The sequence below is a fragment of the Pelagivirga sediminicola genome (assembly GCF_003072125.1).
Classification (GTDB): Bacteria; Pseudomonadota; Alphaproteobacteria; order Rhodobacterales; family Rhodobacteraceae; genus Roseovarius; species Roseovarius sediminicola.
Genome location: NZ_QCYH01000002.1, coordinates 258,208 through 282,601, shown reverse-complemented (window position 1 = coordinate 282,601; position 24,394 = coordinate 258,208). Strand labels below are relative to the sequence as shown.

The window sequence follows — 24,394 nt, the reverse complement described above, 5'->3', positions numbered from 1 at the left end:
GATAGCATTAAGCTCACGTTCTTTTGAGTATGATCGATATGTGCCCTGACCTTAGACTTCCAACACAATGACATTTGCATCGTCTTTATCAAAAAGAGCCTGAGAGCTTGGTTCAATAATTAGGCGGGATGGATCCCCTAATATCCTGGCATATTTTCCATAAGCCCCCTGCGAGCTGATAAAAGAATGGCATCGGGACATAAGATACAAGTCTATAAAGCCTCGATCTGAACCATTGCTATCGACAACGACGTGACGAATTTCGGGTCCCAAGTTTTCGACAATATTTGACTTTATCCACTCCGGCTCATCTGAGAAAAAATAAAAGCATGGGTCTTTACGTCTAGTTCTAATTTCATCAATAGCGCGCAAAAAGTAATCGGCTTGTAGAGATTTCCCATAATCTGGATGATCACTCGCAAGATCCCCTCGACGAACATGTACACCGCAGGAATTTTCATCTCGCTTTATTTGCGCCAAGATTTCGATGTCTTTTTCTGAAAAATAGACACTGTCGGGTGAAAAGTTTTCATACAAATGCTCCCGGTGCTTTTGGACCAGTTTCCAGCGGTCATAAAATCCACCAAGATACACTGGTGCAGTAACGTCATTCAAATCCCCCTCCCTAAAGTTATTAAGTTTCTTTAGAATAAATCTTTCAAAGACTGATGCTTCGTCAATCGACAGGGATGGAAATGCTTTTGGAAAATCAAAGTTCCTTGGGAATAGCCCATTTATATCCAAGCCGCTCGCCTTAAACCAAGAGTTGTCGAACTTAACCTTATAACCTAATTGAGCGAACTCATACCCAAGGGCCCAAAATGCAATTTGACTTGCCAAGCCTCCTTCATTGCGGATAACGGCAAGATTTTTATCCGCCAGAACTCTATTCAGAGCCTTAAGAAGGTTTCGATGAAAAGTTGTCATAAGCTTTAATAAACCTCGATTTCCCGCGACTCACTGGTAAAACGGACATATATACAACTATACAACCGCTTTACGCATATTGATCAGGAATTTCCGCCAATAACCCCTTCAAACTCCCGCCATTCCCCCTTGCTCATCCCGGAATTCTCCTGCGTCACCTCTTCGCCCTTCAGCATCCGGCGCACGCAATCCAGTGCGGTGGCCGACAGCTGCGCGCCGCCCATGCGATAATCCTCAAAGGCGCGGTAGGCAAAAGGCACCCAGTCGGCGACCAGTTTGCAGATTTCCTCGGCATAGACGCGGATCTCGTATTGGGCGTGGGAATCGGCGCGCAGGCGCAGGAAGTGCAGCAGGTTGTGCAGATCGACCTTCCAGTACCATTGGGTATAGATGTTGGCGGGCAGGTTCATCCGGGCCAACTCGCGCGCAAGGCCCTGCTGGCCCTCGTCCGAAATCATTTCCTCGTAATGGTCATAGCAGCGCATCGCGTCGTCGCGCAGGTATTTCAGCACGCGATCCGCCTCCTCCCCTTCCAGCAGGTCACCGCGGCCCTGATTGTTGACCTGGCTCTGCGCGTTCAAAGCATCGGGCGCGGGAATATAGAATTCGCGGTCCAGGATCGAATAGCGGGCGGAGTATTCATTGACGTTGGCGGTGCGGTGGCGGATCCACTGGCGCGCGACGAAAACGGGCAGTTTGACGTGCAGCTTGATCTCGCACATCTCGAACGGGGTCGAATGCCAGTGACGCATGAGGTAGCGGATCAGCCCCTCGTCATTCTGCACCGATTTGGTGCCCTTGCCATAGCTGACCCGCGCGGCCTGGCAGATTGCGGCGTCGTCGCCCATGTAGTCGACCACGCGGACAAATCCGTGATCGAGGACCGGATAGGCAGTGTAAAGATGCGCCTCCATCCCGTGGGCTGTCGCGCGCAAGGTTGTCTGCGGCTGGGCACGTTGTGCGTCGATTTCGGCGATCTGCTGAGGGGTAAGGGGCATGGCTGGTCCTTCGCGCGGCAAAAATGGGCATGAGTCGATTGCATTTCTGTCTAGCGCCAGATTGCGGGCGAAGAAAGCGCCGCGGCGCGCATGCGGTGGACGCGGGTGCAGATCCCTCTAGGATAGGTGCCAACGGAAATCATAAGGAGACCGCAATGACGATCCGCTATCTGCACACCATGGTCCGCGTGAAGGACCTGGACAAGACCATGGCCTTTTTCGAGCTGCTGGGCCTGCGCGAAATCCGGCGCATGGACAACGAAGCCGGGCGTTTTTCGCTGATCTTCATGGCGCCCGAAGGACAGGAGGAATGCCCTGTCGAGTTGACACATAACTGGGACGGCGATGACAAGCTGCCCGATGACAGCCGCCATTTCGGACATCTGGCCTATAGCGTCGACAATATCTACGAGATGTGCGCGCATCTGCAGAAGAACGGCGTGACCATCAACCGCCCTCCGCGCGACGGGCATATGGCTTTCGTGCGCAGCCCGGACAACATCTCGGTCGAGCTGCTGCAGGAGGGCGATGCGCTGGAGCCTGCCGAGCCGTGGGCCAGCATGGAGAACACCGGCCATTGGTAGGATGCAGGCGCCGGGCGCGCGTTATGCGCCGCGCCCGGCGCCACCCTGCGGGAAAAGGCCTTAATAGATATAGCGGATCTGGTCGCTCCAATACCGCTCGACCCGGCGCAGGGAGCTGGTGATCTGATCGATACCGTCGGCCCCCAGCACCCCGTGGGCCTGCAGCCCCTCCGCATGGCGCCCGAACAGCCCCGTGACGACATCGCGGATCTCCCGGCCGCGCGGCGTCAGGCGGACCCGCACGGAACGGCGGTCGATCTCGCAGCGCTGATGGTGCATATATTCCATCTCGACCAGCTTCTTGAGGTTGTAGCTGACATTGCTGCCCTGGTAATAGCCGCGCGATTTCAGCTCGCCTGCCGTCACCTCGTTATCGCCGATATTGAACAAGAGCAGCGCCTGAACGGCGTTGATGTCCAGAACGCCGACCCGTTCGAATTCATCCTTGATCACGTCCAGAAGCAGCCGGTGAAGCCGTTCGACCAGTGCGAGGGCGTCCAGATACCCGGCCATGAAACCTTGATCTGCGGCGGGGGGCGCCATGGGATTGTGCATGCTCATTTCCATCTCCGTGCAAAACCTGCTCGGAAGGAAACTGACCCAAATTGCCGAACAATCGGTTAAACCACGCGGATAAAACGCTTTTACCGCTAAAATGCGATCTATTTCGCCGGGTCAGACGGTATCGGGCAACTTTGCGATCTGGTGGATCATCGCCTGATAGCGCTCTGGCGGCGCGGTCTGGCCGCTGACCCACTGGTAGAGATCCTGATCGTTCTCCTCCAGCAGCGCGTCGTAGATGTCGAGCTCGGCGGCGCTCAGGCGATCCAGCCGTGCATGGGCGAAACGCGACAGGATGATGTCCATCTCGCGGATGCCGCGCCGCATTGACCGCATCGTCAGGCGGCGCAGGCGGATGTCACGCGGCTCCGGCATCGTCCGCTTTCAGCAGGTCTTGCAATTCCCGCTCGACCCGTTCCAGACGCTCCGCGTTCAGCTTCATCTGGGCGGACACCGCGCGCACCTCATCCAGCAGTTGATGCCCGCTGCGCACAAAGCTGGTGGGATCGGGCATGTCTCCGGGGCCGTCGCCCTTGCCGGTCAGCAGCCACAAAAGCGACACGTTCAGCAGACCCGCGAGCATCGACAGGCGCATCGCGCGCGGATCGCGCACGTCGTTTTCCCAATCGTCCATCGTCTTTTTCTTGACGCCCAGCCGCTTGGCCAGCTGCGCCTGCGTCATTCCGGCCAGTTCGCGCGCACCGGCAAGACGGTCGCCAAAAGTCGTCGCCTCGGGGTCGAACCATTTTTCGGGCGTCTCGACACTCATATCCATGTCCTCTTATGTGATCGTGCTTGATCCGGATCGTAGCGCAACCTAGAACACCCACGCCGACATTTCAAACCGGAGACGACCATGACCATGCTTTCCGCGACATTGTCGCGCGTCAAACCCTCGCCCACGATCGCCGTCAGCACCATGGCGCGCGAGTTGAAGGAGGCGGGCCGCGATGTCATCGGTCTGGGCGCCGGGGAGCCGGATTTCGACACGCCCGAAAACATCCGCGAGGCGGGCAAGCGCGCCATCGACGAGGGCAAGACGCGCTATACCGCCCCCGACGGCATCCCCGAGCTGAAACAGGCGATCTGCGCCAAGTTCAAGCGTGATAACGGGCTGGACTATAGTCCCGCGCAGGTCAGCGTCGGCACGGGCGGCAAGCAGATTCTCTATAATGCGCTGATGGCCACGCTGAACCCCGGCGACGAGGTGGTGATTCCCGCGCCCTATTGGGTAAGCTATCCCGACATGGTGCTGCTCGCGGGCGGCGAGCCTGTCTTTGTCGCCGCCGGGATGGAAACCGGATACAAGATCACCGCCGAACAGCTTGAGGCCGCGATCACCGACAAGACCAAGTGGTTCATCTTCAACTCGCCCTCGAACCCCACCGGCGCGGGCTATACCTGGGACGAGTTGAAGGCGCTGACCGATGTGCTCTTGCGGCATCCCCATGTGTTGATCATGACCGACGACATGTACGAACATCTGGTGTTCGGCGATTACAAATTCTGCACACCCGCCGAGGTCGAGCCGAAGCTCTATGACCGCACCCTCACCTGCAATGGCGTCTCCAAGGCCTATGCGATGACCGGCTGGCGCATCGGCTATGCCGCCGGCCCCGAGCAGATCATCGCCGCCATGCGCAAGATCCAGAGCCAGAGCACCTCGAACCCGTGCAGCATCAGCCAGTGGGCCGCCGTCGAGGCGCTGAATGGCACGCAGGATTTCATCGCCCGGCACAACGAGATTTTCGAGCGGCGCCGCGATCTGGTGGTGTCCATGCTGAACGATGCGGACGGCATCGAATGCCCGGTGCCGGAGGGCGCGTTCTATGTCTATCCGTCGATCAAGGGCTGCATCGGCAAGACCGCGCCGGACGGCACGAAGATCACCGATGACGAGGTGTTCGCCACCGCGCTGCTGGAGGAGAAGGGCGTGGCCGTCGTCTTTGGCGCCGCGTTTGGCCTGTCGCCCAACTTCCGCGTCAGCTATGCGACGTCGGACGAGGCGCTGAAAGAAGCCTGCACGCGGATACAGGATTTCTGCAAGGCGCTGACATAAAGGGACCTCAATGACCGGAGATCTGCCTGACTATTATTTCAGGATCCGCGAGAACGGGGCCTTCGTGTTCCGCGTGGACACCGAGAACCGTCAGCGCCGGATCGACATGGACCAGATCGCCGTTGTCAACATCCGCAAGGGCGAGATCAAGCCCCACGGCGAGCGCGAGCTGACGGACGAGGATCTGTCCGTCATCCGCGACTGGATGGCCGAGCGGCTGGAGCTGCTGGAATACCGCGATATCGACGATATCCACCGCGCGGTGGACTATCTCAACACGACCGCCCATTGGGTGCAGTCCAAGGCCACGGACGCACAGCTGGACGCCGTGACCGACGCCTTGCTGCTGGCCATGCATGATCTGCGCACGGTCTTGGTGCGTAAAAAAGCGGACCGTATGCTGGCCGGGAATTGACTCGCCGGGCGCGCGTCAGCCGTCCGTCGCCCAGCGCTCTGTCCAGCGCCAGAACCGCACGGCCAGCAAAGTGGACGCGGCCGCCAGCCCGATGGCAAGCCCGATCCAGATGCCCGTGCCGCCCATCCCCAAGGGGAACCCCAGAATATAGCTGGCCGGAATGCCGATCACCCAATAGCTGATCCCCGCGATGATCATCGGCGCGCGCGTGTCGCGCACCGCCCGCAGCAGCCCCAGCGCCATTACCTGTCCCGCGTCGGCCAGCTGGAACAGCGCGGATGCGGCCAGCAGCCCGACGCCCACAGCCATCACCGCGCCGCGGTCCGGATCATCCGGGCTGAGGAAGATCGCCAGAAGCGGTTCGGGCATCAGCACGAAGGCCGCCGCGGTCAGCAAGGCAAACGCGCCCGAGACGCTGCCCGACACCAGCGCGACACGGCGCAGCCCGCCGCGATCGCGGCGGCCAAAGGACTGCCCGGCGCGCACCGTCGCCGCGTTCGACAGACCGACATGCACCATGAACGTCACCGATGTCAGCTGCAGCGCGATCCCGTGCGCCGCCAGCGGCAGCGTGCCCAGCCAGCCCATCATCACCGAGGACGCGGCAAAGAGGCCCGTTTCGGCCAGATTGGTCACCCCGATCGGCCAGCCCAGCCGCACGACGTCGCGCAGCGCCTCCCAATCGGGGCGCCAGACGCGCTGAAACATCGCATGCTCGGGCGTTGCAGCGGCGACATAGATGCAAAGTGCGACCAGCGTCGCGCTGGTGACGCTGAGCGAGGCAATGGCCGCGCCGCGCACGCCCATCTCGGGAAAGCCGAAATTGCCGAAGATCAGCGCATAGTTCACGAGCCCGTTCACCGCGACACCGCCCAGCGTCAGCCACAGCACGACCTGCGTGCGCTCAAGCGCCGCAAGGTATGATTTCAGCACCATCACCAGCAGGGCCGGGACAATGACCCAGCCCGCGATGTCCAGATACTCGGCTGCCAGCGCCGCGGTGCGCGGGTTCTGATCCAGCGCCAGAAACAGCGTCTCGGAGCTGAGGATCAGCGGCAGCGCCAGCGCCGCAAAGAGGATCGACGCCCAGCAGCCCATGCGCGTGACGCGGCGCACTTGCGTCTCGTCCCCCATCGCCACGGCGCTGGCCACCATCGGCATCACCGCAAAGGCAAATCCCGATCCCATGATGAAGAGCGCGAAAAAGAATGTATGCGCCAATACCTGCGCCGCCAATGCCTCGACGCTGAACCAGCCCAGCATGATGGAATCGGTCAGATGGATCGCCATCTGCGCCAGGTGGCTGCCGATCAGCGGCACGCCCAGCACCAACAGCGAGCGCGCATCGCGAAAGAACATGGCGGATCGGGTCAAATCGGGGCTGTGCATGGTGACTCAGATCGGTTCCCTGGGCGGTCTCGCCAAAGCGCTTTGCCCCAATTTCTGTAGCCGCAATCAAGGACCGGCGCAGCCAACGCCCCAATGGCGGCATCCCATGCCGAGGTCAGGCGGGGCGCGTCCTCATCGAGATGACACATCAGGCAAGAACCCGGCCAGGTTGGCCAATCCACCGCGCAAACTCAATGAACTTTTGTCCCGCGAACAGGCTTTCAACCCGCGCGCAGCCATGGCCGCATCAATGCGTCCAGACGCCCCGGCGGTTGGTCGCGAAATTCTCGCCGTAGCCGCCCGGACGGATGTTGGGCTTGCGGATATTGCGGTCCTGCACCACGACATCGATGCCATGGGCCTCTGCATATTCCAGCGCCGCTTCCTTGGTCGGAAAGCTCAGCCGCACCTGCGCCTGCGTGTCGCGCGACGATGTCCAGCCCATCAGCGGGTCGACCTCGCGCGCCTCGCCCGCGACATACTCCAGCACCCACGAACGGGTCTTGGCCGTGCCCGAGGACATGGCGGTGCGGGCGGGTCTGTAGATGCGGGCGGGCATGCTCGTGTCTCCTGCGGCATAGGGCTTGGCCCATGTGCCTCAAATCCGGGCGGAATGTCAATCGCGGCCCTGTGCGATGCGGCGCGGATGCGCTACCCTTCAGGCCCCGCCACCTGCAACAGGACAGAACGCCGTGGCCATCAAGATCGAAATGCTGCGCTGCTTTCATGCGGTCGCCGATCACGGCAGCCTGACCGGTGCGGCCGATGCGCTGGGGCGCACGCCGTCGGCCGTCTCGATGATGCTGCGCCAGTTCGAGGACCATGTCGGCGCCCCCCTGTTCGAGAGCACGCGCAAATCGCGCCTCACGCCACTCGGCGCGCTGATCCGCGACGAGGCGGCGCGCGCGCTCATGCATCACGCGCGCACCATCGACGCGATCGAGGCGCTGGCGCAGGCACGGGCGGGGCATGTGCGCCTGTCCTGCACGCCGTCGGTGGCGCAGATGATCATGCCGCGCGTCCTGCGCGATTTCATCAAGGCGCGCCCCGGCGTGCGCATCGACATGCGCGACGCCGACAGCGACGCCGTGCGCCGCCACCTGATCGAAGGGCGCGCCGATATCGGGCTGGCCACGTTGCCGATCCTCCCTGGCTTTCGGCGCGAACTGCTGTTTTCGGACGCATACGGCGTCATCTGCCCCGCAGGTCATCCGCTGAGCCGCACGCAAGGCGGCGTCGGCTGGCACGATCTGGACGGCGCCGCGTTCATTGCCAACGGTCTCTGCGCGCAGATAACGGACCCCGATTTTCAGCCCGTCCTTGCCGCATCCAACCTCATGCTGCGCAATACCGCGTCCATCCTTGGCATGGTGCGCGCAGGCGCAGGCGTGACCGTCCTGCCGCGCATGGCGCTGCCCCTCGATTTTACGGATCTCGTCTTCCTGCCGCTGGCCGGCACGCAGACGCGGCGCGAGGTCTGGATGGTCACACCCGGCCCCGGCGGCCTCAGCCCGGCAGCCGAAGCGCTGGCCGCGGCGATCCGCGCCGCGGACATGAACCTGCCGGTCTGATCTGGCCGCGGCTGGCCGAACTTCAATTATTCTGAATTCCATTCAATCAGATTGCGTTTGCCCTGAAGCGATAACAGGCGTTTGATACGGCGCGAAGCCGCGCGGCGCTTCCAAAGCCTCCAACACGGCGCGGCAAGGTCGAACACACGCCAAGGGGTCATGCCGTCATGAAGATATCTGAGAATTACATCGCGGGCGCGTGGCTGGACGGTCCGGACCATGTTGCCAACGTGAATCCCTCGGACCTGAGCGACATCATCGGCCATTACGCGCAGGCCGGCGCCGATCAGCTGGACCTTGCGCTGGACGCGGCACGCCGCGCTCAGGCCGAATGGGCCGCCTACCCCTTGGAGCGCAAGCAGGCCGTCCTGAACGCCATCGGGACCGAATTGATGGCCCGCGCCGAAGAGCTGGGCACGCTGCTCAGCCGCGAGGAGGGCAAGCCCCTGGCCGAGGGCCGCGGCGAGGTGTTCCGCGCGGGACAGTTCTTCACCTACTACGCCGCCGAGGTGCTGCGCCAGCTGGGCGAGACGGCGGATTCCGTGCGTGCGGGCGTCGAGATCGACGTGCGGCGCGAGCCTGTGGGCACGGTGGCCATCATCAGCCCGTGGAACTTTCCCACCGCCACCGCCAGCTGGAAGATCGCGCCCGCGCTGGCCTATGGCAACGCGGTGATCTGGAAGCCGGCGAATGTCACGCCCGCCTCTGCCCACGCGCTGACCGAGATCATCTCGCGCCAGGACATCCCGAAGGGTCTGTTCAACCTCGTCATGGGCGCCGGGCGCGATGTCGGCCAGCGTCTGGTCGAAAGCCCGCTGATCGACGCGGTCTCCTTTACCGGCTCGGTTCTCGTGGGGCGCGGGATTGCGGCGGCGGCAGTGCAGAACTTCACGCGGATCCAGATGGAAATGGGCTCGAAAAACGCGCTTTTCGTGACCGATGACGCAGATCTGGATCTGGCCGTCACGCTGGCCCTCGGGGGCGCGTTCGGCGGCACCGGCCAGAAATGCACCGCCTCCTCGCGGCTGGTGGTGATGGACGGCGTGCATGATGCCTTCGTGGACAAGCTGGTCGCCGACACCAAGGCGATGAAGGTGGGCCATGCGCTCGCAGACGGCACCCAGATTGGGCCGGTCGTGTCCGAGCAGCAGCTGACGGAGAACCTCGCCTGGGTGGAAAAAGGCCGCGCCGAGGGCGCCGAGCTGGCCTGCGGCGGGGAGCGCCTGAGCCTGGACACCGACGGCTATTTCATGTCGCCGGGCGTTTTCCTGAACACCACCAACCAGATGCAGATCAACCGCAAGGAGATGTTCGCCCCCCTCGCCGCGGTCATCAAGGTGGGCAGCTATGACGAAGGGCTCTCGGTCGTCAACGAAACCAATTTCGGCCTGACCTCCGGCATCGTGACGCAAAACCTGGCCCGCGCCACGCATTTCCGGCGAAACGCGCGCACCGGCGTCGTTACCGTCAACCTGCCGACCGCGGGCACCGATTACCACGTCCCCTTCGGCGGGCGCGGCGACAGCAGCTATGGCCCGCGCGAACAGGGCCAGACCGCGCGCGATTTCTATACCATCGTCAAGACATCCTATATCTCCAGCGGCACCCCTTCATGACCCGCCCGGCACACCGAGCCTTCATCTTGGCAAAATTACTCAAATCCGCCGCCTCTGAACGCGCGGCGGCGAGAGCTGCGCCGTGACCACGTTCCGCCCCCGCATCGATTGCCTGCAATATGCCAACTGGTCGGAAAAGATCTTCCGCCAGATGCGCGACGGCGGGCTGGACGCGGTGCATGTGACCATCGCCTATCACGAGAATTTCCGCGAAACAGTGCTGAATATCGAGCGCTGGAACCGCTGGTTCGAGCAATTCCCGGAGCTCATCACAAAGGGCCGGTGGGCGGGCGATGTGCGCGCCGCGCACGAGACCGGCCGCACGGCGATCTTCTTCGGCTTCCAGAACCCCTCGCCCATCGAGGATGACATCGGTCTGGTCGAGGTGCTGCACGATCTGGGCGCGCGCTTCATGCAGCTGAGCTACAACAACCAGTCGCTTCTGGCCACCGGCTGTTACGAGGCCGAGGATCCGGGGCTCACCCGCATGGGCCGCGAGGTGATAAAGGAAATGAACCGCACCGGCCTTGTCATCGACATGAGCCATTCGGCGGATCGCTCGACGATCGAGGCCGCGGACCTGTCCGAGCGGCCGATCGCGATCACCCATGCCAACCTGCACAGCTGGCAGCCCGCCCTGCGCAACAAGCGCGACGATGTCATCCGCGCGGTCACGCAAAACGGCGGCATGATGGGCTTTTCCGCCTATCCGCACCACCTGAAAGACGGCTCGGGTTGCACGCTGCGCCAGTTCTGCGAGATGATCGCGCGCGCCGCCGAGCAGTTCGGCGTCCAGCATTTCGGCATCGGCACCGATCTGTGCCAGGATCAGCCCGACAGCGTGGTCGAATGGATGCGCACCGGCCGCTGGACCAAAAGCATCGACTATGGCGAAGGCAGCGCCGCCGCCCCCGGATTTCCGGCCCAGCCCGAATGGTTCAAGGACAACCGCGATTTCGGAAATTTCGAGCGCGGATTGCGCGAAATCGGCTTCGATCAGGCGGAAATCGACGGTTTGATGGGCGGCAACTGGTTGCGTTTCTTCGGCGAAAGCTTCATCCCCCGCGGTTTGCACCGCGACTCTGCGGGCACGGCAGGCACGCCGGACTGATCCGGCGCAGCAATTCAAACACTCAGGGAGGAGTGTCACATGACGGAAACCACCTCGGAGCGCGGAAGACGGGCGCATATAAATGTGCCGCTTTTCGCCATGACCGGCGGCTTCATCGCCCTTTTCTGCATCATCGCGCTGGTCAATCTCGACCTGCTATCGACCATCGTCGATGCCAGCTTTGCCTTTTCGGCAAAATATTTCGGTCTCTACTGGCAATTCCTGCTGCTGGCGACCTTCCTGATGGGGCTGGTCCTGATCGTTCTGCCGGGCAGCCGGTCCATCATGGGCGGCGTGCTGACGCCGGAATTTCCGATCTTCCAATGGGGCGCGATGATCATGTGCACCCTTCTGGCCGGGGGCGGCGTATTCTGGGCCGCGGGCGAGCCGATGGCGCATTTCCTGTCCTCGCCGCCCTATTACGGAGGCGAATCCGGCACCCCCGCCGCCGTCGCGCCCGCCCTGGCGCAAAGCTTCATGCATTGGGGTTTCCTGGCATGGGCGATCCTGGGCGCGCTCAGCACCATCATGCTGATGCATTACCACTATGAAAAGGGCCTGCCGATGGCGCCGCGCACCCTGCTCTATCCGGTGTTCGGCGACCGCGCGATTACCGGCCCCATTGGCTGGATCGCCGATGCGTGCTGCATCATCGCCGTGGTGGCGGGCACCGTCGGCCCCGTCGGGTTCCTGGGGCTTCAGGTCAGCTATGGGCTGGAGGCGCTGTTCGGCATCCCCGACACCTTCGCCACGCAGGCCGCCGTCATCGCGGGGCTTGTGGCGATCTACACGATCTCGGCCATTACGGGGCTGTCCAAGGGCATTCAGATCCTCAGCCGGATCAACGTGATCCTTGCGGCGATCCTGCTGATCTTCATGCTGATCGCCGGGCCGACCGCGTTCATCCTTAAAAGCTATGTCTCGGGCTTTTCGACCTATATCGGCAATTTCTTCGGCATGGCGCTGCACCGCGGCGAGGCGGACGTGTTCGGCCCTCCGGGCTGGCTGGGCTGGTGGACCGTGTTCTTCTGGGGCTGGTTCATGGGATACGGTCCGCTGATGGCGATGTTTATTGCGCGCGTCAGCCGCGGGCGGTCGATCCGGTCGATCATCATCATGCTGTCGATCGTCGCGCCGATCGTGACGACCTTCTGGTTTACCATCGTCGGCGGCTCCGGCATCGCGTTCGAGCTGGAAAATCCCGGCTCCGTCTCGGCGGCGTTCGAGGGGTTCAACCTGCCCGCCGCGCTCCTGTCGATCACGCAGCAGATGCCGCTGGGCTTCCTTGTGTCGCTGCTCTTCCTGGTCCTGACCACGATCTTCGTGGCCACGACCGGCGATTCGATGACCTATGTCATCTCGGTCGCCATGTCGGACGAGGATCGCAGCGCGACCGGCGTGCGCGTCTTCTGGGGCGTGACGATGGGCATCATGGCGATGATCCTGATCTGGACCGGCTCGGGCGGCATCGGCAAATTGCAGAGCTTCATCGTCGTCACCGCGGTTCCGGTGTCGCTGATCCTGCTGCCATCTCTATGGGATGCGCTGCGCATCACCATCGGCAAAGGGCGCGGGACGCTCTGACGCGAAATTCACTGGGCGGCCCGCAGGGGCCGCCCTATTTGTTTCCAAGGGAGGAGATGACATGCAGATCGACCAGCCGGCCACGATTGCCGGGATGCGCCAGCCCGACCAGGTCATGCGTCTTGAACGGCTGGGCTCGTTTCATCAATCCCGTCTGTCGTTCATGCGCATCCTGCTGCGGCGGCTCAAGGCCGAAAACTGGCAGTTCACGCGCCCGGTCTGGGATATCGACGCGCAAGGCGTCGGCTGCGCCGTCTACACCGCCCGCGGCCCGCAGCGCGCCTATAGCCTGATCGCCTTTGCCAATGATCTTGCGCCGGAAAAACGCTCGGACCGGGTGATCGCGACCGAATGGGACGCCACGTTCACGCTCTTTGACGGCGTGCCGACGGGTGCCGATATCGACCGCCTCCGCGCCAATGTGCCCTTGCAGGAGGCCGGCCGCATTAGCCAGAGCGAGCTGTCGCTGAGCCGCGCCAACCGCTCGGTCCGGCTGTGGGATCATGTCGTCGCCGCATTGGCGGCAGGCGAGCAGCCCGATCCGGCGCTGATCGGCGACGTGGGATATCTGATGCGCACCACCGCCGTCTATGGCTCCGGCAAGTTCGGGGCCGCCGACCGCGCCGTGATCGCGGATCGTCCCGAATTCCACGCGCCCTATCAGGTCGAGATGCTGTCGGTCTACCTGACCCGCGCCTTCGTGATGGATCTGGTCGAGCATATGGCGCAGCTGAAATCGCCGGGCACCGCCGCCGCGCTGGAGCCGCAGCTGCGCCGCCGCTTCGGGATCGGCAATTCCACGGGGCTTGGCATGGCGCCCTATCTGCTCAATCACCCCGCGTTGCTGCATTGCTGGATCGCCGCGCGCGAGACGGCGCTGGCGCGCATCCGCGCGCTAGAGGTGGCTGCGCCCTATGACGTCGCCGCCTTCCGCCACATCCTGCGCCGCGCGGTCCTGAACGCCGAGGCGTGGCACAGCGATCACCCCCTCCAGATCGCCAAGCTGGCCGATCTGCGCCGCGATCTGGCGCGCCTGTCCGCCCATGTCGAGACGGCCGACTTCACCGCGCCGCACCCTTGGGACCGCCTGTGGAACTGGGCCGGCGGCGCGCTGTCCATCGAGGGACAGGAGCAGCTGGCCGCGCTGCTGCTGGAGCCCTATCCGCAGATGTCCGACGATCTGGTCGGCACCATGTCCTGCGACGAGGACCGCCAATGGCGCATCGACGGCGCCATGCGCATCGAGCGGCTGAAGGATGCGGTGCGCAGCATCTATGGCTGGGCGCTGGAGATCGACTGGGACGCGGACGGCGCGCAGGACCGCGTCTGGTACATCTCCGACGCCAAGCTGGAGCCGCGTCTGGGCGAGCGGCGGCTGGAGCCGTTGGAGCCCTACGAGCAACCGCTGTGTCCCGGCCGCGATGCCGCGCGCATGTTCGCCGCGCTGGAGGCGTTCGGCGGCGCGAATGTCGCCGCCTTCGTGCTGGCCCATCCCGAGCATCGCCACATCGTGCGCCGCACCCAGATCGCGGCGCGCCTGCCCTATGCCGAGATCCGCAGCAACACCATCGGCGCCAGCCTGATGCCCATCGACATGCTGCGCGCCAAGCTCAGCTTTTTCGGCGCCTGCCATTTCGATCCGCGCTCGGACCGGTGGGTGCGCATCACCATGTTTCAGCACGCGCCCTTCCCGCATGAGCTGGCCGATTGCGACGCCGATGACTGGACCTATCCGCCGCTGGAGGCGTCATGACCTGGTCCTTGGGCGAAATCGAGGGGCTGGCACGCAAGGCCGCCCGCGGCGGCGGGTTCGACTGGGGCCTGGCCGAAGAGGCGGGCAAGGCCGTGCGATGGCTGGCGTCACTGGGCCTGCCCGGCCCCGAAGCGCTGGACGCGCTGCTGGCGACGTATGACCGCAGGCCGCTGGGCCGCATGCGCCCGCTGGATACCGCGGCGCCGGTCTGGCAGGCGGCGGGCGGCATGCTGTGCCCCATAGCGACCGGCGCGGCCCTGTGCGACATGGCCGCGGAAGCCACCTTGCAAGCCGAGATCACGCTTGCCGAGTGCGCGTTCCCGCTGCTTTTGCTGTCCTTCGTCGCGGGCGCGGCAGAGGATGCGGACCACGCGCTGAATGTCACATGGGACGGCGCCACCTTCGCCTTTGCGGCCGATCTGCGCGGCACGGCACCCGTGCCGCTGGCGCCTGCCGGGCGCGCCGTCATCCGCCGCGGCGCCGCGGCCGATCTGCCGCTGCCGACCTGCCAGCTGCGCTATGATCTGGACAGCGCCACGGCCGCGCGTCTTGGCGCGCTTGCGCAGCGCACCTACGCGCCCGACACCGCCGCCAGCCGTCTGTCCGGCGCAGGCGCCGGGCTGCGCGACAATGACTGACACGCCTCGCGCAAAACCCGCACACCAGACGGCCCCAAAACGCTTCGATCGGCCAGGCATGCCCCTTGCGAAGCGGGCATGCGCAGTTAAGCATCTGCAGATTAGCTAGCGCCCCATGATTTCGTGATTGAGTAACCTTATGTTCACTCGCATGATTTCATATGACGTCATGATGCCCATTGTTCCCGATAATGACGCAGTCACGCACGCGGCTCCGCGGTTTGCGGCGGCCTGAGCGTATGTCATCCAGCGCCAAGATCGCCCGCCTGACATCTGCGCCCAGCGCCCGGCCACAGGCGCCCGCGCGCCCGGTCGAGCCGGGATTGCCCGAATTGCGCGCCGCACGCCGCGAATCTCGCGGATTGTATTGGTTTGTGGGCGTTTTCAGTGTCTTCGTTAACCTTCTGATGTTGACCGGGCCGCTTTACATGCTGCAGGTCTATGACCGCGTTTTGGGCAGCCGCTCGGTCGAGACGTTGCTGGCGCTGACGGTGCTGGTCGGATTTCTTTTTGCGATGATGGGCATCCTCGACTTCGCGCGCGGGCGCATCATGGGCCGCGTCGGGGCGCGGTTTCAGGCGCGGCTGGACAAGCGCGTGTTCGATGCCGTGCTGCGCAAATCCGCAATCCAGCCCGATCAGGGCACCGCAACGGGCCTTGCCGATCTGGAAGCGGTGCGTCGGCTGATGGTCTCGCCCGTGCTGACGGCGATGTTCGACATGCCCTGGACCCCGATATTCCTGGCCGGCATATGGATATTCCATCCGTGGCTCGGCATCCTTGCCCTTTCGGGCGGCGCGCTTCTGGTCGCGATCGCGATCCTCAACCAGATCACCACGCGTCAGCCGTCCCGCGATGCCGGCCGCACCGCGGTTCAGGCCGACGCGATCGCCACGCAGATCCGCAGCGAGGCCGAGATGGTGCAGGCGATGGGCATGCGCGGCGCCGCGTTCGACCGCTGGCAAAAGGCGCGCGGCACCGCGCTGGAGAAACAGATCGACGCAACCGATCTGGGAACGACATTTACATGCTCGACCAAGGCGTTCCGCCTCGCCCTGCAATCGGCGATGCTGGGCCTCGGGGCATATCTGGTGCTGCAGAACCAGATGACAGCGGGCGCAATGATTGCGGGCTCGATCCTGATGGGCCGCGCGCTGGCACCGATCGAACAGGTGGTGGGCCAATGGGCGCTGGTCCAGCGCGCGCGGCAAGGCTGGACCAGCCTGGCGCAGCTGCTGAAGGACGTGCCGCCCGAAATGCCCCGGACCGCGCTGCCGCGCCCCAAGGCCAGACTGGAGCTGATCAAGGCCACCGTGTTTGCGCCGGGTGACACGGCGCCCGTCCTCAAATCCGTCAGCTTTGCGGTAGAGCCGGGGCAAGCGGTGGGCGTGATCGGCCCGTCTGGTTCGGGCAAGTCGACATTGGCGCGCGCCATCACCGGCGTCTGGCCCCCACGGGCCGGCGCCCTGCGGCTGGATGGCGCCACGCTGGACCAGTTCGACCCTGCGATACTGGGCGAACATATCGGATATCTGCCGCAGCGCGTGCAGCTGTTCGACGGCACGGTCGCCGAGAACATCGCCCGCCTGTCGGATGCCCCCGACGCCGACCGCGTCGTCGCCGCCGCCAAGGCGGCAGACGCGCATGAGATGATCCTGAAGCTGCCGCAAGGCTATGACACGCATGTGACCGCGGGCGGCGGGCGCCTTTCGGGCGGGCAGATGCAGCGCGTCGGACTTGCGCGGGCGCTCTACGGTGATCCCGTGATCCTGGTTCTGGACGAGCCGAACTCCAATCTCGACAACGAGGGCAGCGCCGCGGTCAACCGCGCGATCCGCAGCTTCAAGGCAGACGGCAGATCGGTTCTGATCATGGCCCACCGTCCCGCGGCGATCCAGGAATGCGACATGCTGCTGATGCTGGAGCAGGGCGAGGTGCGCGCCTTCGGTCCCAAGGAGGAGGTTCTGCAAAAAGTCGTGCGAAACCGGACGCAGATCGTTCAATCCGTCGGACAGGGGGGCGTGCAGTGACTCAATCGCGTCAATGGTCCGCGCGCCAGCCCATGCTGATCGGCGGCGCCGCGCTGTTCGTCTTGGTCGCCGGTTTCGGCGGATGGGCGGCCTTTGCGAATATTGCCGGCGCGGTCATAGCCCCGGGGCAAATCGAAGTGGACCAGAACAGGCAGGTCGTCCAGCATCCGGATGGCGGCGTCGTTGCGTCCATCATGGTAGAGGAAGGCAGCGTGGTGTCGGCCGGCCAGACGTTGATCCGACTGGACGCGACGCTGCTTCAGTCACAGCTGACCATCACCGAAAACCACCTTTTCGAATTGATGGCACGCCGCGGGCGCCTTGAGGCTGAGCGCGATGGAAGGGACGCGATCACATTTGATCCCTTGCTGATCGACGCGGCCGCGCGCTATCCCGACGCCGCCGAGCTGATGGAGGGTCAGCGCCGCTTGCTGGAGGCGCGCGCCGACACCACCCGCAGCGAAACCGGCCAGCTCGCCAAGCGGCGCGGCCAGATTGCAGATCAGATCGTGGGGATCGAGGCGCAGCAGGCCTCCCTGTCCGAACAGATCGAACTGATTTCCGAAGAGCGCACCAGCCAGCAAATCCTGCTGGACAAGGGGCTGGCGCAGACATCGCGTCTTCTGGCGCTCAGGCGCGAGGAGGCCCGGCTGACGGGATCGCTGGGCGACCTGATCGCGCAGAAGGCGCAGGCCGAGGGGCGCGCGACCGAGATCGACATCGAACTGGTCAAACTGGGCGCCCAGCGCCGCGAAGAAGCGATCACCACCTTGCGTGATCTGCAATACCGCGAGTTGGAACTGCGCGAGAAGCGTGCCTCGCTGACCGAACAGCTGAGCCGTCTGGACATCGTGGCGCCGGTTGCGGGCATCGTCTATGGGCTGCAGGTGTTCGCGCCGCGCTCGGTCCTGCGCGCGGCGGATCCGGCGCTGCACATCATCCCCCAGGACCGGCCGCTGGTCATCACGGCTCAGGTCAATCCCACCGATATCGACCAGCTGCATCCCGGCCAGGATGTCATCCTGCGCTTTTCCGCGCTGGACCAGCGGCGCACGCCCGAACTGATCGGGCAGGTCGAACGGATCTCGGCTGACGCCTTTCAGGACGAGCGCACGCAGATGAGCTATTACCGCACGCGCATTTCCATCGGCGAGGCCCAGCGCGCGCGCCTGCCGCAGGACGTCACGCTTGTGCCCGGCATGCCGGTCGAGGCATTCATCCGAACCGGTGACATGACGCCGATCGCCTATCTGACCAAGCCGCTGACAGATTACTTCGCCCGCGCGTTCCGCGGCTGATGGGCGCGGCGCGTGTCAGTCGAACTCGCGCAGCCGTGCGACGTAGCGGGCCAGCGTGTCGATCTCGAGGTTGACCAGATCGCCGACGGCTGCATCGCCCCAGGTGGTCACGTCCTTCGTATGCGGAATGAAATTGATGCCAAACTCGCACCCGTCCACCTCGTTCACCGTCAGGGACGTGCCGCTCAGCGCGACCGAGCCCTTGGGCGCAATGAAACGGGCAAGAGCCTCCGGCGCGCGCAGCGTGACACGCGTGCTGTCACCTTCGTCGCGCATCGCGATGATCTCGGCCACGCCGTCCACATGACCCGATACGATATGCCCGCCAAGCTCGTCGCCCACCTTCAAGGCACGCTCCAGATTGATGCGGCGCCCCTCGGCCCAGCGGGACAGGTTGGTCTTGGAGACGGTTTCGGCGGAAATCTCCACATCGAACCAATCCGCGCCGGTCTCGACCACGGTCAGGCAGATACCATCGCAGGCGATGGACGCGCCCAGGCTGATCGTATCGGTATCGTAGGAACACGTGATGCGCGCGCGCAGATCGCCGCGCTGCGTCAGAGTGTGTATGCGGCCCTGATCGGTGATGATGCCCGTGAACATGCGTCCGGCTCCTCCTTGATGCTGGGCGCAGCTAACCCGCCGCCTGCTTGCCTGACAAGCCAGCCTGACGTTTTTGTCTTACTTTCGCCCAGATCGGCGGCTATTTTCCGCAAGAACGGTAATTATGATCGCTTATGACGACTTCATCTGCTCCTCAGCGCGTTTTTCTGTTCCTGCAAGGGCCGCACGGGCCGTTTTTTGCGCGGCTGGCCCGCATGCTGCAGCGCGCCCAGGCGCAAGTGCTGCGCGTGGGGTTCAACGCGGGTGATCGCGCGTTCTGGCCCGATCGGAGCACTTACATCGCCTATCGCGACACGCCGGAGCTGTGGTCGCGAACGCTGCAGGAGATACTGGACCGGCGCGGCATCACCGACATCGTGCTTTACGGCGATACGCGCCCCGTTCACGCCGAGGCGGTCGCGCAGGCGCGCGCGCGGGACCTGCGCATCCATGTATTCGAGGAAGGCTACATGCGGCCCTATTGGGTCACCTACGAGCGCGGCGGGAGCAACGGGAATTCGCGGCTGATGGACCTCACGGTCGAGCGCATGCGCGCCGATCTGGAGCAATCGGACATGGACAGCGCCCTGCCCCCGGCCAGTTGGGGCGACATGCGCCAGCACGTGTTCTACGGCGCGCTTTATCATTTCTTCGTACTCGCGCTGAACCGTGGATATCGCAATTTCAGGCCCCACCGCGCGATCACCGTGCGCAAGGAATTCGCGCTCTACTTGCGGCGGCTCCTGCTGATGCCGGCGCAGGCGGTCGACAGGCGCATCGCGACATGGCGCATCCGGCATGGCGGATTTCCCTTTCATCTGGCGCTGCTGCAGCTGGAGCATGACAGCAGTTTCCAGATGCACTCGCCCTTCGGCACGATGTCGGAGTTTCTCGAAACCGTCGTCCGGGGGTTTGCCAAGGGCGCGCCGACGCATCATCATCTGGTGATCAAGGCGCATCCGCTGGAGGACGGGCGCGCGCCCATCCGGCGCGATCTGCGGCGGCTCGCGCGCGCCCACGGCGTCGCGGACCGGGTGCATTTCGTGCGCGGCGGCAAGCTGGCGCAGCTTCTGGACGAGGCGCGCAGCGCCGTCACCGTCAACTCGACGGCGGGCCAGCAGGTGCTGTGGCGCGGAATTCCGCTCAAGACCTTCGGGCAGGCGGTATATGCCAAACCCGAATTCGTCTCGACCAAGCCGCTGCGGCTGGTTATCTGACGCGGCTGCCCCGGAACGCTTTATTTTGATTTGCAATTCGGCTAACCTGAAGGGTGAGTTACGCCGCGCAGACGGCGATACGACCAAGGCCGAGGCAGAAAATCAGGTCGAGGAGACCGAGCAGTGAAGTTCCAGACACGTCGATGGGCGCGTTCCGTCGCCCTTGCGTCCATGGCCTTGGCCTTGGCATCGTGCGGTATCATGCCACAAGTTGGCCCCAACAAACGTCAGATCTATGCAGGATCGGTCGAGCGGTCGGGCGATGCATTCGTCGTGTCGGTCAACGACCGCGTCACGCGCGCGACGGCGGTGCAACCGGCACTGGGGTTCAGCGACGGGTTTCGCAATGCCAATCAGCTTGGCTCGGACACGATCAGCCCCGGCGACACGCTTGGGCTGACGATCTGGGAGAACGTCGATGACGGCCTGCTGGCAGGCGAGGCGACGAACCAGACCGTTCTGGAAGAGGTTCAGGTGGACGGCAGCGGCTTTATCTTTGTGCCTTATGCGGGCCGGATCCGCGCCGCGGGCAACACGCCCGAAGCCATTCGGCGCATCATCACCTCGAAGCTGGACGAGCAGACCCCCGATCCCCAGGTGCAGGTCCGCCGCCTGGCCGGCGATGGCGCGACAGTGTCCCTTGTCGGGTCGGTCGGCGCGCAAGGCGTCTATCCGATCGAGCGTCCCACGCGCACCTTGTCGGCGATGCTGTCGGCGGCGGGCGGGATCGTCATTCCCGCCGAGGTCGCCCAGATCACCGTCCTGCGCGGCAACCAGCGCAGCAAGGTCTGGTTTCAGGACCTCTACAAGAATCCCGATTTCGATATCGCGCTGCGCGGCGGAGACCGTATCCTGGTCGAGCAGGACACGCGCGCCTTTACCGCGCTTGGCGCGACCGGCGCGCAATCGCGCGTGACATTCGAGACGCAGACCCTGTCCGCGATCGAAGCCATTGCAACGGTCGGCGGGCTTCAGGCGTCAGCCGCCGATCCCACGGGCGTTTTCATCCTGCGCAACGAGCCGGCCGAGATTGCCAATCAGGTTCTGGGCCGCAATGACCTGATGGGCGACCAGCGCATGGTTTACGTGCTGGACCTGACCAAGCCGAACGGCATGTTCATGGCGCGCGACTTTTCGGTGCGCGATCAGGACACGCTCTATGTGACCGAGGCGCCCTTCGCCCAGTGGAGCAAGGTCATCGGCGCGCTTACCGGATCGCTCGGCGTGATCGGCACGGTCGATTCGGCCAGCACGGCGCTTGGCGGCAGTTAATGCCCGGCCCGCGCGCCCGAAATCCCGCCGGTGCCGAGGGGCGCCGGCGGGTTTTTTATTTCAACGGCGGCTTTCTGAGGCAACGCCGCCTGCGCCGCATCATGGCGCTGGCGGGCTATGATATGCGGCTGGGATGGCCCGGCGCCGATGATCTGGTCGCGGTCTGGGGTCACAGCCCCTACGCCCATCGCGGCGAGGCCGCGGCGGCGCGCACGGGCGCGGGCCTGATCCGGCTTGAGGATGCATGGCTGCGCTCGGTCCATCCCGCCCGCCAGTCGGGCGAGCCGCCGCTGGGCCTGTTGATCGACGCCGACGGCGCGCATTACGACGCCTCGCACCCCTCCGATCTGGAGCGGCTTCTGGCCACGCATCCCCTGGACGATACCGCGCTGATGAACCGCTCTCGCGCCGCCATCGCGCGGCTGCAGGAGGCGCATCTGAGCAAATACAACGCCCATGATCCGGCCCTGCCCTGCCCCGATCCCGGCTATGTCCTAGTGATAGACCAGACACGCGACGATGCCGCCGTGCGCCTTGGCGGGGCCGATGCGAACACCTTCCGGGAGATGCTGTACTACGCGCAGGAGGAAAACCCCGGTGCGCGCATCGTCATCAAGACGCATCCAGAAACCGCGCAAGGCTGCCGCGCCGGGTATTTCCGCGCTGAAAATGCCGGGGGGCGCATCACGTTCCTGCCGGATCCGGTCAGCCCCTGGGCGCTTCTGGAGGGGGCAATCGGCGTCTACACCGTCTCCAGTCAGCTTGGCTTCGAGGCGATCTTTGCGGGTCATCGCCCGCGCGTCTTCGGCCGACCCTTCTATGCCGGCTGGGGTCTGACGGAGGACCGCCACCCGCTCGCGATGCCGCGCCGGGGCCGCACGCTCAGCCGCGCGCAGATCTTCGCGGCGGCGATGATCCTCTATCCCAAATGGTACGATCCCTTCCGCGATACCCTGTGCGAGATCGAGCAGGTCATCGATACGCTGGAGGCCGCGGCGCGCACGTGGCGCGAGGACCATCGCGGCTGGTGCGCGCACGGGATGCGGCTGTGGAAACGGGGCGCGCTTCAGCAGGTGTTCGGGCGCTACCGGCCCGTCCGCTTTGGCCGGGACGAAGGAGACGGCCGGCGCCACATGGTCTGGGCGGGCAAGGCCGAGGGCGCGCCCGAGGGGGCCGTGCGTGTCGAGGATGGCTTTCTGCGCTCGCGCGGGCTGGGCGCGCAATTGGTGCCGCCGCTCAGTCTCGTCTGCGACACGCGCGGCATCTATTACGATCCCGGCCAGCCCAGCGATCTGGAGGACTGGATCGCCCGCCGCGCCCGTATGCGCCCCGATCAGACGCGGCGCGCCGAGGCGCTGATCGCGGCAATCTGCGGGCAGGGCACCACGAAGTACAATCTTGGCGGCACGGCGCCGGAACTGCCGGAGGGCCAGCTTATCCTGGTGCCCGGCCAGGTCGAGGATGACGCGTCGATCCGCGCGGGCGCCGGAGATATCTGCACCAATCTTGCGCTGCTGCGCGCCGCCCGCGCCGCGCATCCAGATGCCGTGATCCTCTACAAACCCCACCCCGATGTCGAAGCGGGCCTGCGCCCCGGCGCACTTGGGCAAAGGGACACAAGCGACCTTGCCGATCTTGTCCTGCCCGAGGCCGATACCGCGCAGCTTCTGGCGAAGGTCAACGGGGTCTGGACCATGACATCGCTTCTGGGGTTCGAGGCGCTGCTGCGCGGCCTGCCGGTGACAACCACCGGCGCGCCCTTCTACGCGGGCTGGGGCCTGACCACCGATCTGGGGCGCGTGCCCGCAAGGCGCAGCGCACGGCCGACACTGGCGGGCCTCGTGCATGCCGCGCTGATCGACTACCCTCGCTATCATGATCCGATAACGGGCTTGCCCTGCCCCGTGGAGGTCATCGTCGGGCGGCTTGGCTCCGGCCCGCTGCCGCGGCGCGGCGCGAGCAACCGCGCCTTGTCGAAACTGCAGGGGCTATTCGCATCCCGCGCGGCCCTCTGGCGCTGAACGGCAAAGCGCCGCGCAGACCATAGGATCCATGCGGCGCTTTCATCTGTTCGGAAATGCAGCGAAACGCAGGCCCCGCGTTGGGGGCGCGGCGGTCACGCGCGCTCGGAATATTCCATCGTCTCGGTGTTCACGATGATATCCTCATCGGGCCCCACGAAAGGCGGCACCATCACCTTGACGCCGTTATCCAGCACCGCAGGCTTGAAACTGTTCGCGGCGGTCTGACCTTTGACCACCGGCTCCGTCTCGACGACGGTGCAGGTGACCTTTTGCGGCAAGGTGGCGTTCAGCGCCTCGGATTCGTGGTATTCGATATGGATCGTCATGCCGTCCTGCAGGAACGGGCGCCGCTCGCCCAGAATCTCGGCCGGGAGCTCGATCTGCTCGTAGGTTTCGCTGTCCATGAAGACCAGCATTCCGTCGACTTCATAGAGGAATTGCTGGTCCTTCTGCTCCAGCCTCACGCGCTCGACCTTGTCTGCCGAGCGGAACCGCTCGTTCAGTTTCGAGCCGTTGCGCAGGTTGCGCATTTCGACCTGTGCAAAAGCGCCACCCTTGCCAGGTTTCACGTGATCGACCTTCACAGCCGACCACAATCCGCCGTTATGCTCCAGAACGTTTCCGGGGCGGATCTCGTTTCCGTTGATCTTGGGCATTGTGTCAAAATCCTGACAAAAGGTTGATGATATTCCGGCGTACCCTATATATGGCGATGGGCCGGTGGGCAAGACAACGAGATATCGT

General features: G+C 64.3%; 22 protein-coding genes and 1 pseudogene. 14 read left to right on the top strand and 9 right to left on the bottom strand.

Features of this window, described 5'->3' with window-relative positions; translation table 11 throughout:
* Positions 1 to 51: 51 nt before the first annotated feature.
* Positions 52 to 927 (bottom strand): alpha-1,2-fucosyltransferase, encoded by an 876-nt coding sequence (locus DC366_RS04980; protein WP_108691092.1) that lies wholly within the window; start codon positions 925 to 927, stop codon positions 52 to 54.
* A gap of 83 nt (positions 928 to 1,010) precedes the next feature.
* A complete protein-coding gene (gene thyX / locus DC366_RS04975) occupies positions 1,011 to 1,925 on the bottom strand; it encodes an FAD-dependent thymidylate synthase (protein WP_108691091.1) in 915 nt (304 codons plus the stop codon).
* Positions 1,926 to 2,080: 155 nt separating this feature from the next.
* Between thyX and DC366_RS04970 the strand changes: the two genes are divergently transcribed.
* A complete protein-coding gene (locus DC366_RS04970) occupies positions 2,081 to 2,509 on the top strand; it encodes a VOC family protein (RefSeq protein WP_108691090.1) in 429 nt (142 codons plus the stop codon).
* A gap of 60 nt (positions 2,510 to 2,569) precedes the next feature.
* Here the strand turns inward: DC366_RS04970 and DC366_RS04965 are convergent, their stop codons facing one another.
* The 3 genes from DC366_RS04965 to DC366_RS04955 all read right to left on the bottom strand — a co-directional run bounded on the left by DC366_RS04965 (position 2,570) and on the right by DC366_RS04955 (position 3,839).
* The gene (locus tag DC366_RS04965) at positions 2,570 to 3,076 is read right to left on the bottom strand and encodes a MarR family winged helix-turn-helix transcriptional regulator (RefSeq protein ID WP_439331647.1); all 507 of its coding nucleotides are present in this window, start codon (positions 3,074 to 3,076) and stop codon (positions 2,570 to 2,572) included.
* 108 nt (positions 3,077 to 3,184) lie between these two features.
* A complete protein-coding gene (locus DC366_RS04960; protein WP_108691089.1) occupies positions 3,185 to 3,445 on the bottom strand; it encodes a succinate dehydrogenase assembly factor 2 in 261 nt (86 codons plus the stop codon).
* On the bottom strand, positions 3,429 to 3,839 hold the full coding sequence (locus DC366_RS04955) for a helix-turn-helix domain-containing protein (protein WP_108691351.1): 411 nt from the start codon (positions 3,837 to 3,839) through the stop codon (positions 3,429 to 3,431). The genes DC366_RS04960 and DC366_RS04955 overlap by 17 nt, the downstream gene beginning before the upstream one ends.
* An 87-nt stretch (positions 3,840 to 3,926) precedes the next feature.
* Between DC366_RS04955 and DC366_RS04950 the strand changes: the two genes are divergently transcribed.
* Together DC366_RS04950 and DC366_RS04945 are read left to right on the top strand one after the other, a co-directional pair.
* Positions 3,927 to 5,129 (top strand): pyridoxal phosphate-dependent aminotransferase, encoded by a 1,203-nt coding sequence (locus DC366_RS04950; RefSeq protein ID WP_108691088.1) that lies wholly within the window; start codon positions 3,927 to 3,929, stop codon positions 5,127 to 5,129.
* A gap of 10 nt (positions 5,130 to 5,139) precedes the next feature.
* A complete protein-coding gene (locus DC366_RS04945; protein WP_108691087.1) occupies positions 5,140 to 5,544 on the top strand; it encodes a hypothetical protein in 405 nt (134 codons plus the stop codon).
* Between the two features lie 15 nt (positions 5,545 to 5,559).
* Here DC366_RS04945 and DC366_RS04940 read toward each other — a convergent pair whose 3' ends face one another.
* Positions 5,560 to 6,933, bottom strand: coding sequence for an MATE family efflux transporter (locus tag DC366_RS04940; RefSeq protein WP_243405042.1), 1,374 nt, complete (start codon positions 6,931 to 6,933; stop codon positions 5,560 to 5,562).
* A 247-nt stretch (positions 6,934 to 7,180) separates the two neighbouring features.
* Entirely contained in the window at positions 7,181 to 7,492 is a 312-nt protein-coding gene (locus DC366_RS04935) for an ETC complex I subunit (RefSeq protein WP_108691085.1), read from the bottom strand.
* A gap of 133 nt (positions 7,493 to 7,625) precedes the next feature.
* Here DC366_RS04935 and DC366_RS04930 point away from each other — a divergent pair, with 133 nt between their 5' ends.
* The 8 genes from DC366_RS04930 to DC366_RS04895 all read left to right on the top strand — a co-directional run bounded on the left by DC366_RS04930 (position 7,626) and on the right by DC366_RS04895 (position 18,534).
* Positions 7,626 to 8,504, top strand: coding sequence for a LysR family transcriptional regulator (locus DC366_RS04930; RefSeq protein WP_108691084.1), 879 nt, complete (start codon positions 7,626 to 7,628; stop codon positions 8,502 to 8,504).
* Between the two features lie 167 nt (positions 8,505 to 8,671).
* The gene (locus tag DC366_RS04925) at positions 8,672 to 10,120 is read left to right on the top strand and encodes an aldehyde dehydrogenase family protein (RefSeq protein ID WP_108691083.1); all 1,449 of its coding nucleotides are present in this window, start codon (positions 8,672 to 8,674) and stop codon (positions 10,118 to 10,120) included.
* Positions 10,121 to 10,271: 151 nt separating this feature from the next.
* Positions 10,272 to 11,231, top strand: a complete 960-nt coding sequence (locus tag DC366_RS04920) for a membrane dipeptidase (RefSeq protein WP_500690305.1) — start codon at positions 10,272 to 10,274, stop codon at positions 11,229 to 11,231.
* 39 nt (positions 11,232 to 11,270) lie between these two features.
* Positions 11,271 to 12,815, top strand: a complete 1,545-nt coding sequence (locus DC366_RS04915) for a BCCT family transporter (RefSeq protein WP_108691081.1) — start codon at positions 11,271 to 11,273, stop codon at positions 12,813 to 12,815.
* 61 nt (positions 12,816 to 12,876) lie between these two features.
* A complete protein-coding gene (locus DC366_RS04910; protein WP_108691080.1) occupies positions 12,877 to 14,568 on the top strand; it encodes a hypothetical protein in 1,692 nt (563 codons plus the stop codon).
* Positions 14,565 to 15,206: a DUF3726 domain-containing protein gene (locus tag DC366_RS04905; protein WP_108691079.1), complete on the top strand. Its 642-nt coding sequence runs from the start codon at positions 14,565 to 14,567 to the stop codon at positions 15,204 to 15,206. The genes DC366_RS04910 and DC366_RS04905 overlap by 4 nt, the downstream gene beginning before the upstream one ends.
* Positions 15,207 to 15,445: 239 nt before the next feature.
* Entirely contained in the window at positions 15,446 to 17,236 is a 1,791-nt protein-coding gene (locus tag DC366_RS04900) for a type I secretion system permease/ATPase (protein WP_108691078.1), read from the top strand.
* Positions 17,237 to 17,268: 32 nt separating this feature from the next.
* Positions 17,269 to 18,534, top strand: coding sequence for an HlyD family type I secretion periplasmic adaptor subunit (locus DC366_RS04895; protein WP_108691077.1), 1,266 nt, complete (start codon positions 17,269 to 17,271; stop codon positions 18,532 to 18,534).
* Between the two features lie 15 nt (positions 18,535 to 18,549).
* Here DC366_RS04895 and DC366_RS04890 read toward each other — a convergent pair whose 3' ends face one another.
* Positions 18,550 to 19,137: a riboflavin synthase gene (locus DC366_RS04890; RefSeq protein WP_108691076.1), complete on the bottom strand. Its 588-nt coding sequence runs from the start codon at positions 19,135 to 19,137 to the stop codon at positions 18,550 to 18,552.
* A 134-nt stretch (positions 19,138 to 19,271) separates the two neighbouring features.
* Between DC366_RS04890 and DC366_RS04885 the strand changes: the two are divergent.
* The 3 genes and pseudogenes from DC366_RS04885 to DC366_RS04875 all read left to right on the top strand — a co-directional run.
* A pseudogene (locus DC366_RS04885) lies at positions 19,272 to 20,339 on the top strand (capsule polysaccharide biogenesis protein); the annotation flags it as partial.
* A gap of 138 nt (positions 20,340 to 20,477) precedes the next feature.
* Entirely contained in the window at positions 20,478 to 21,626 is a 1,149-nt protein-coding gene (locus DC366_RS04880) for a polysaccharide biosynthesis/export family protein (protein ID WP_500690304.1), read from the top strand.
* Complete coding sequence (locus tag DC366_RS04875; protein ID WP_108691073.1) at positions 21,626 to 23,647, top strand: capsule polysaccharide biogenesis protein; 2,022 nt, start codon at positions 21,626 to 21,628, stop codon at positions 23,645 to 23,647. Before DC366_RS04880 ends, DC366_RS04875 begins: the two co-directional genes overlap by 1 nt.
* 95 nt (positions 23,648 to 23,742) lie before the next feature.
* Here the strand turns inward: DC366_RS04875 and efp are convergent, their stop codons facing one another.
* Positions 23,743 to 24,306 carry an elongation factor P gene (gene efp, locus DC366_RS04870; RefSeq protein WP_108691072.1) on the bottom strand — a complete coding sequence of 188 codons (564 nt, stop codon included), beginning with the start codon at positions 24,304 to 24,306 and terminating at the stop codon, positions 23,743 to 23,745.
* Positions 24,307 to 24,394 lie beyond the last annotated feature (88 nt).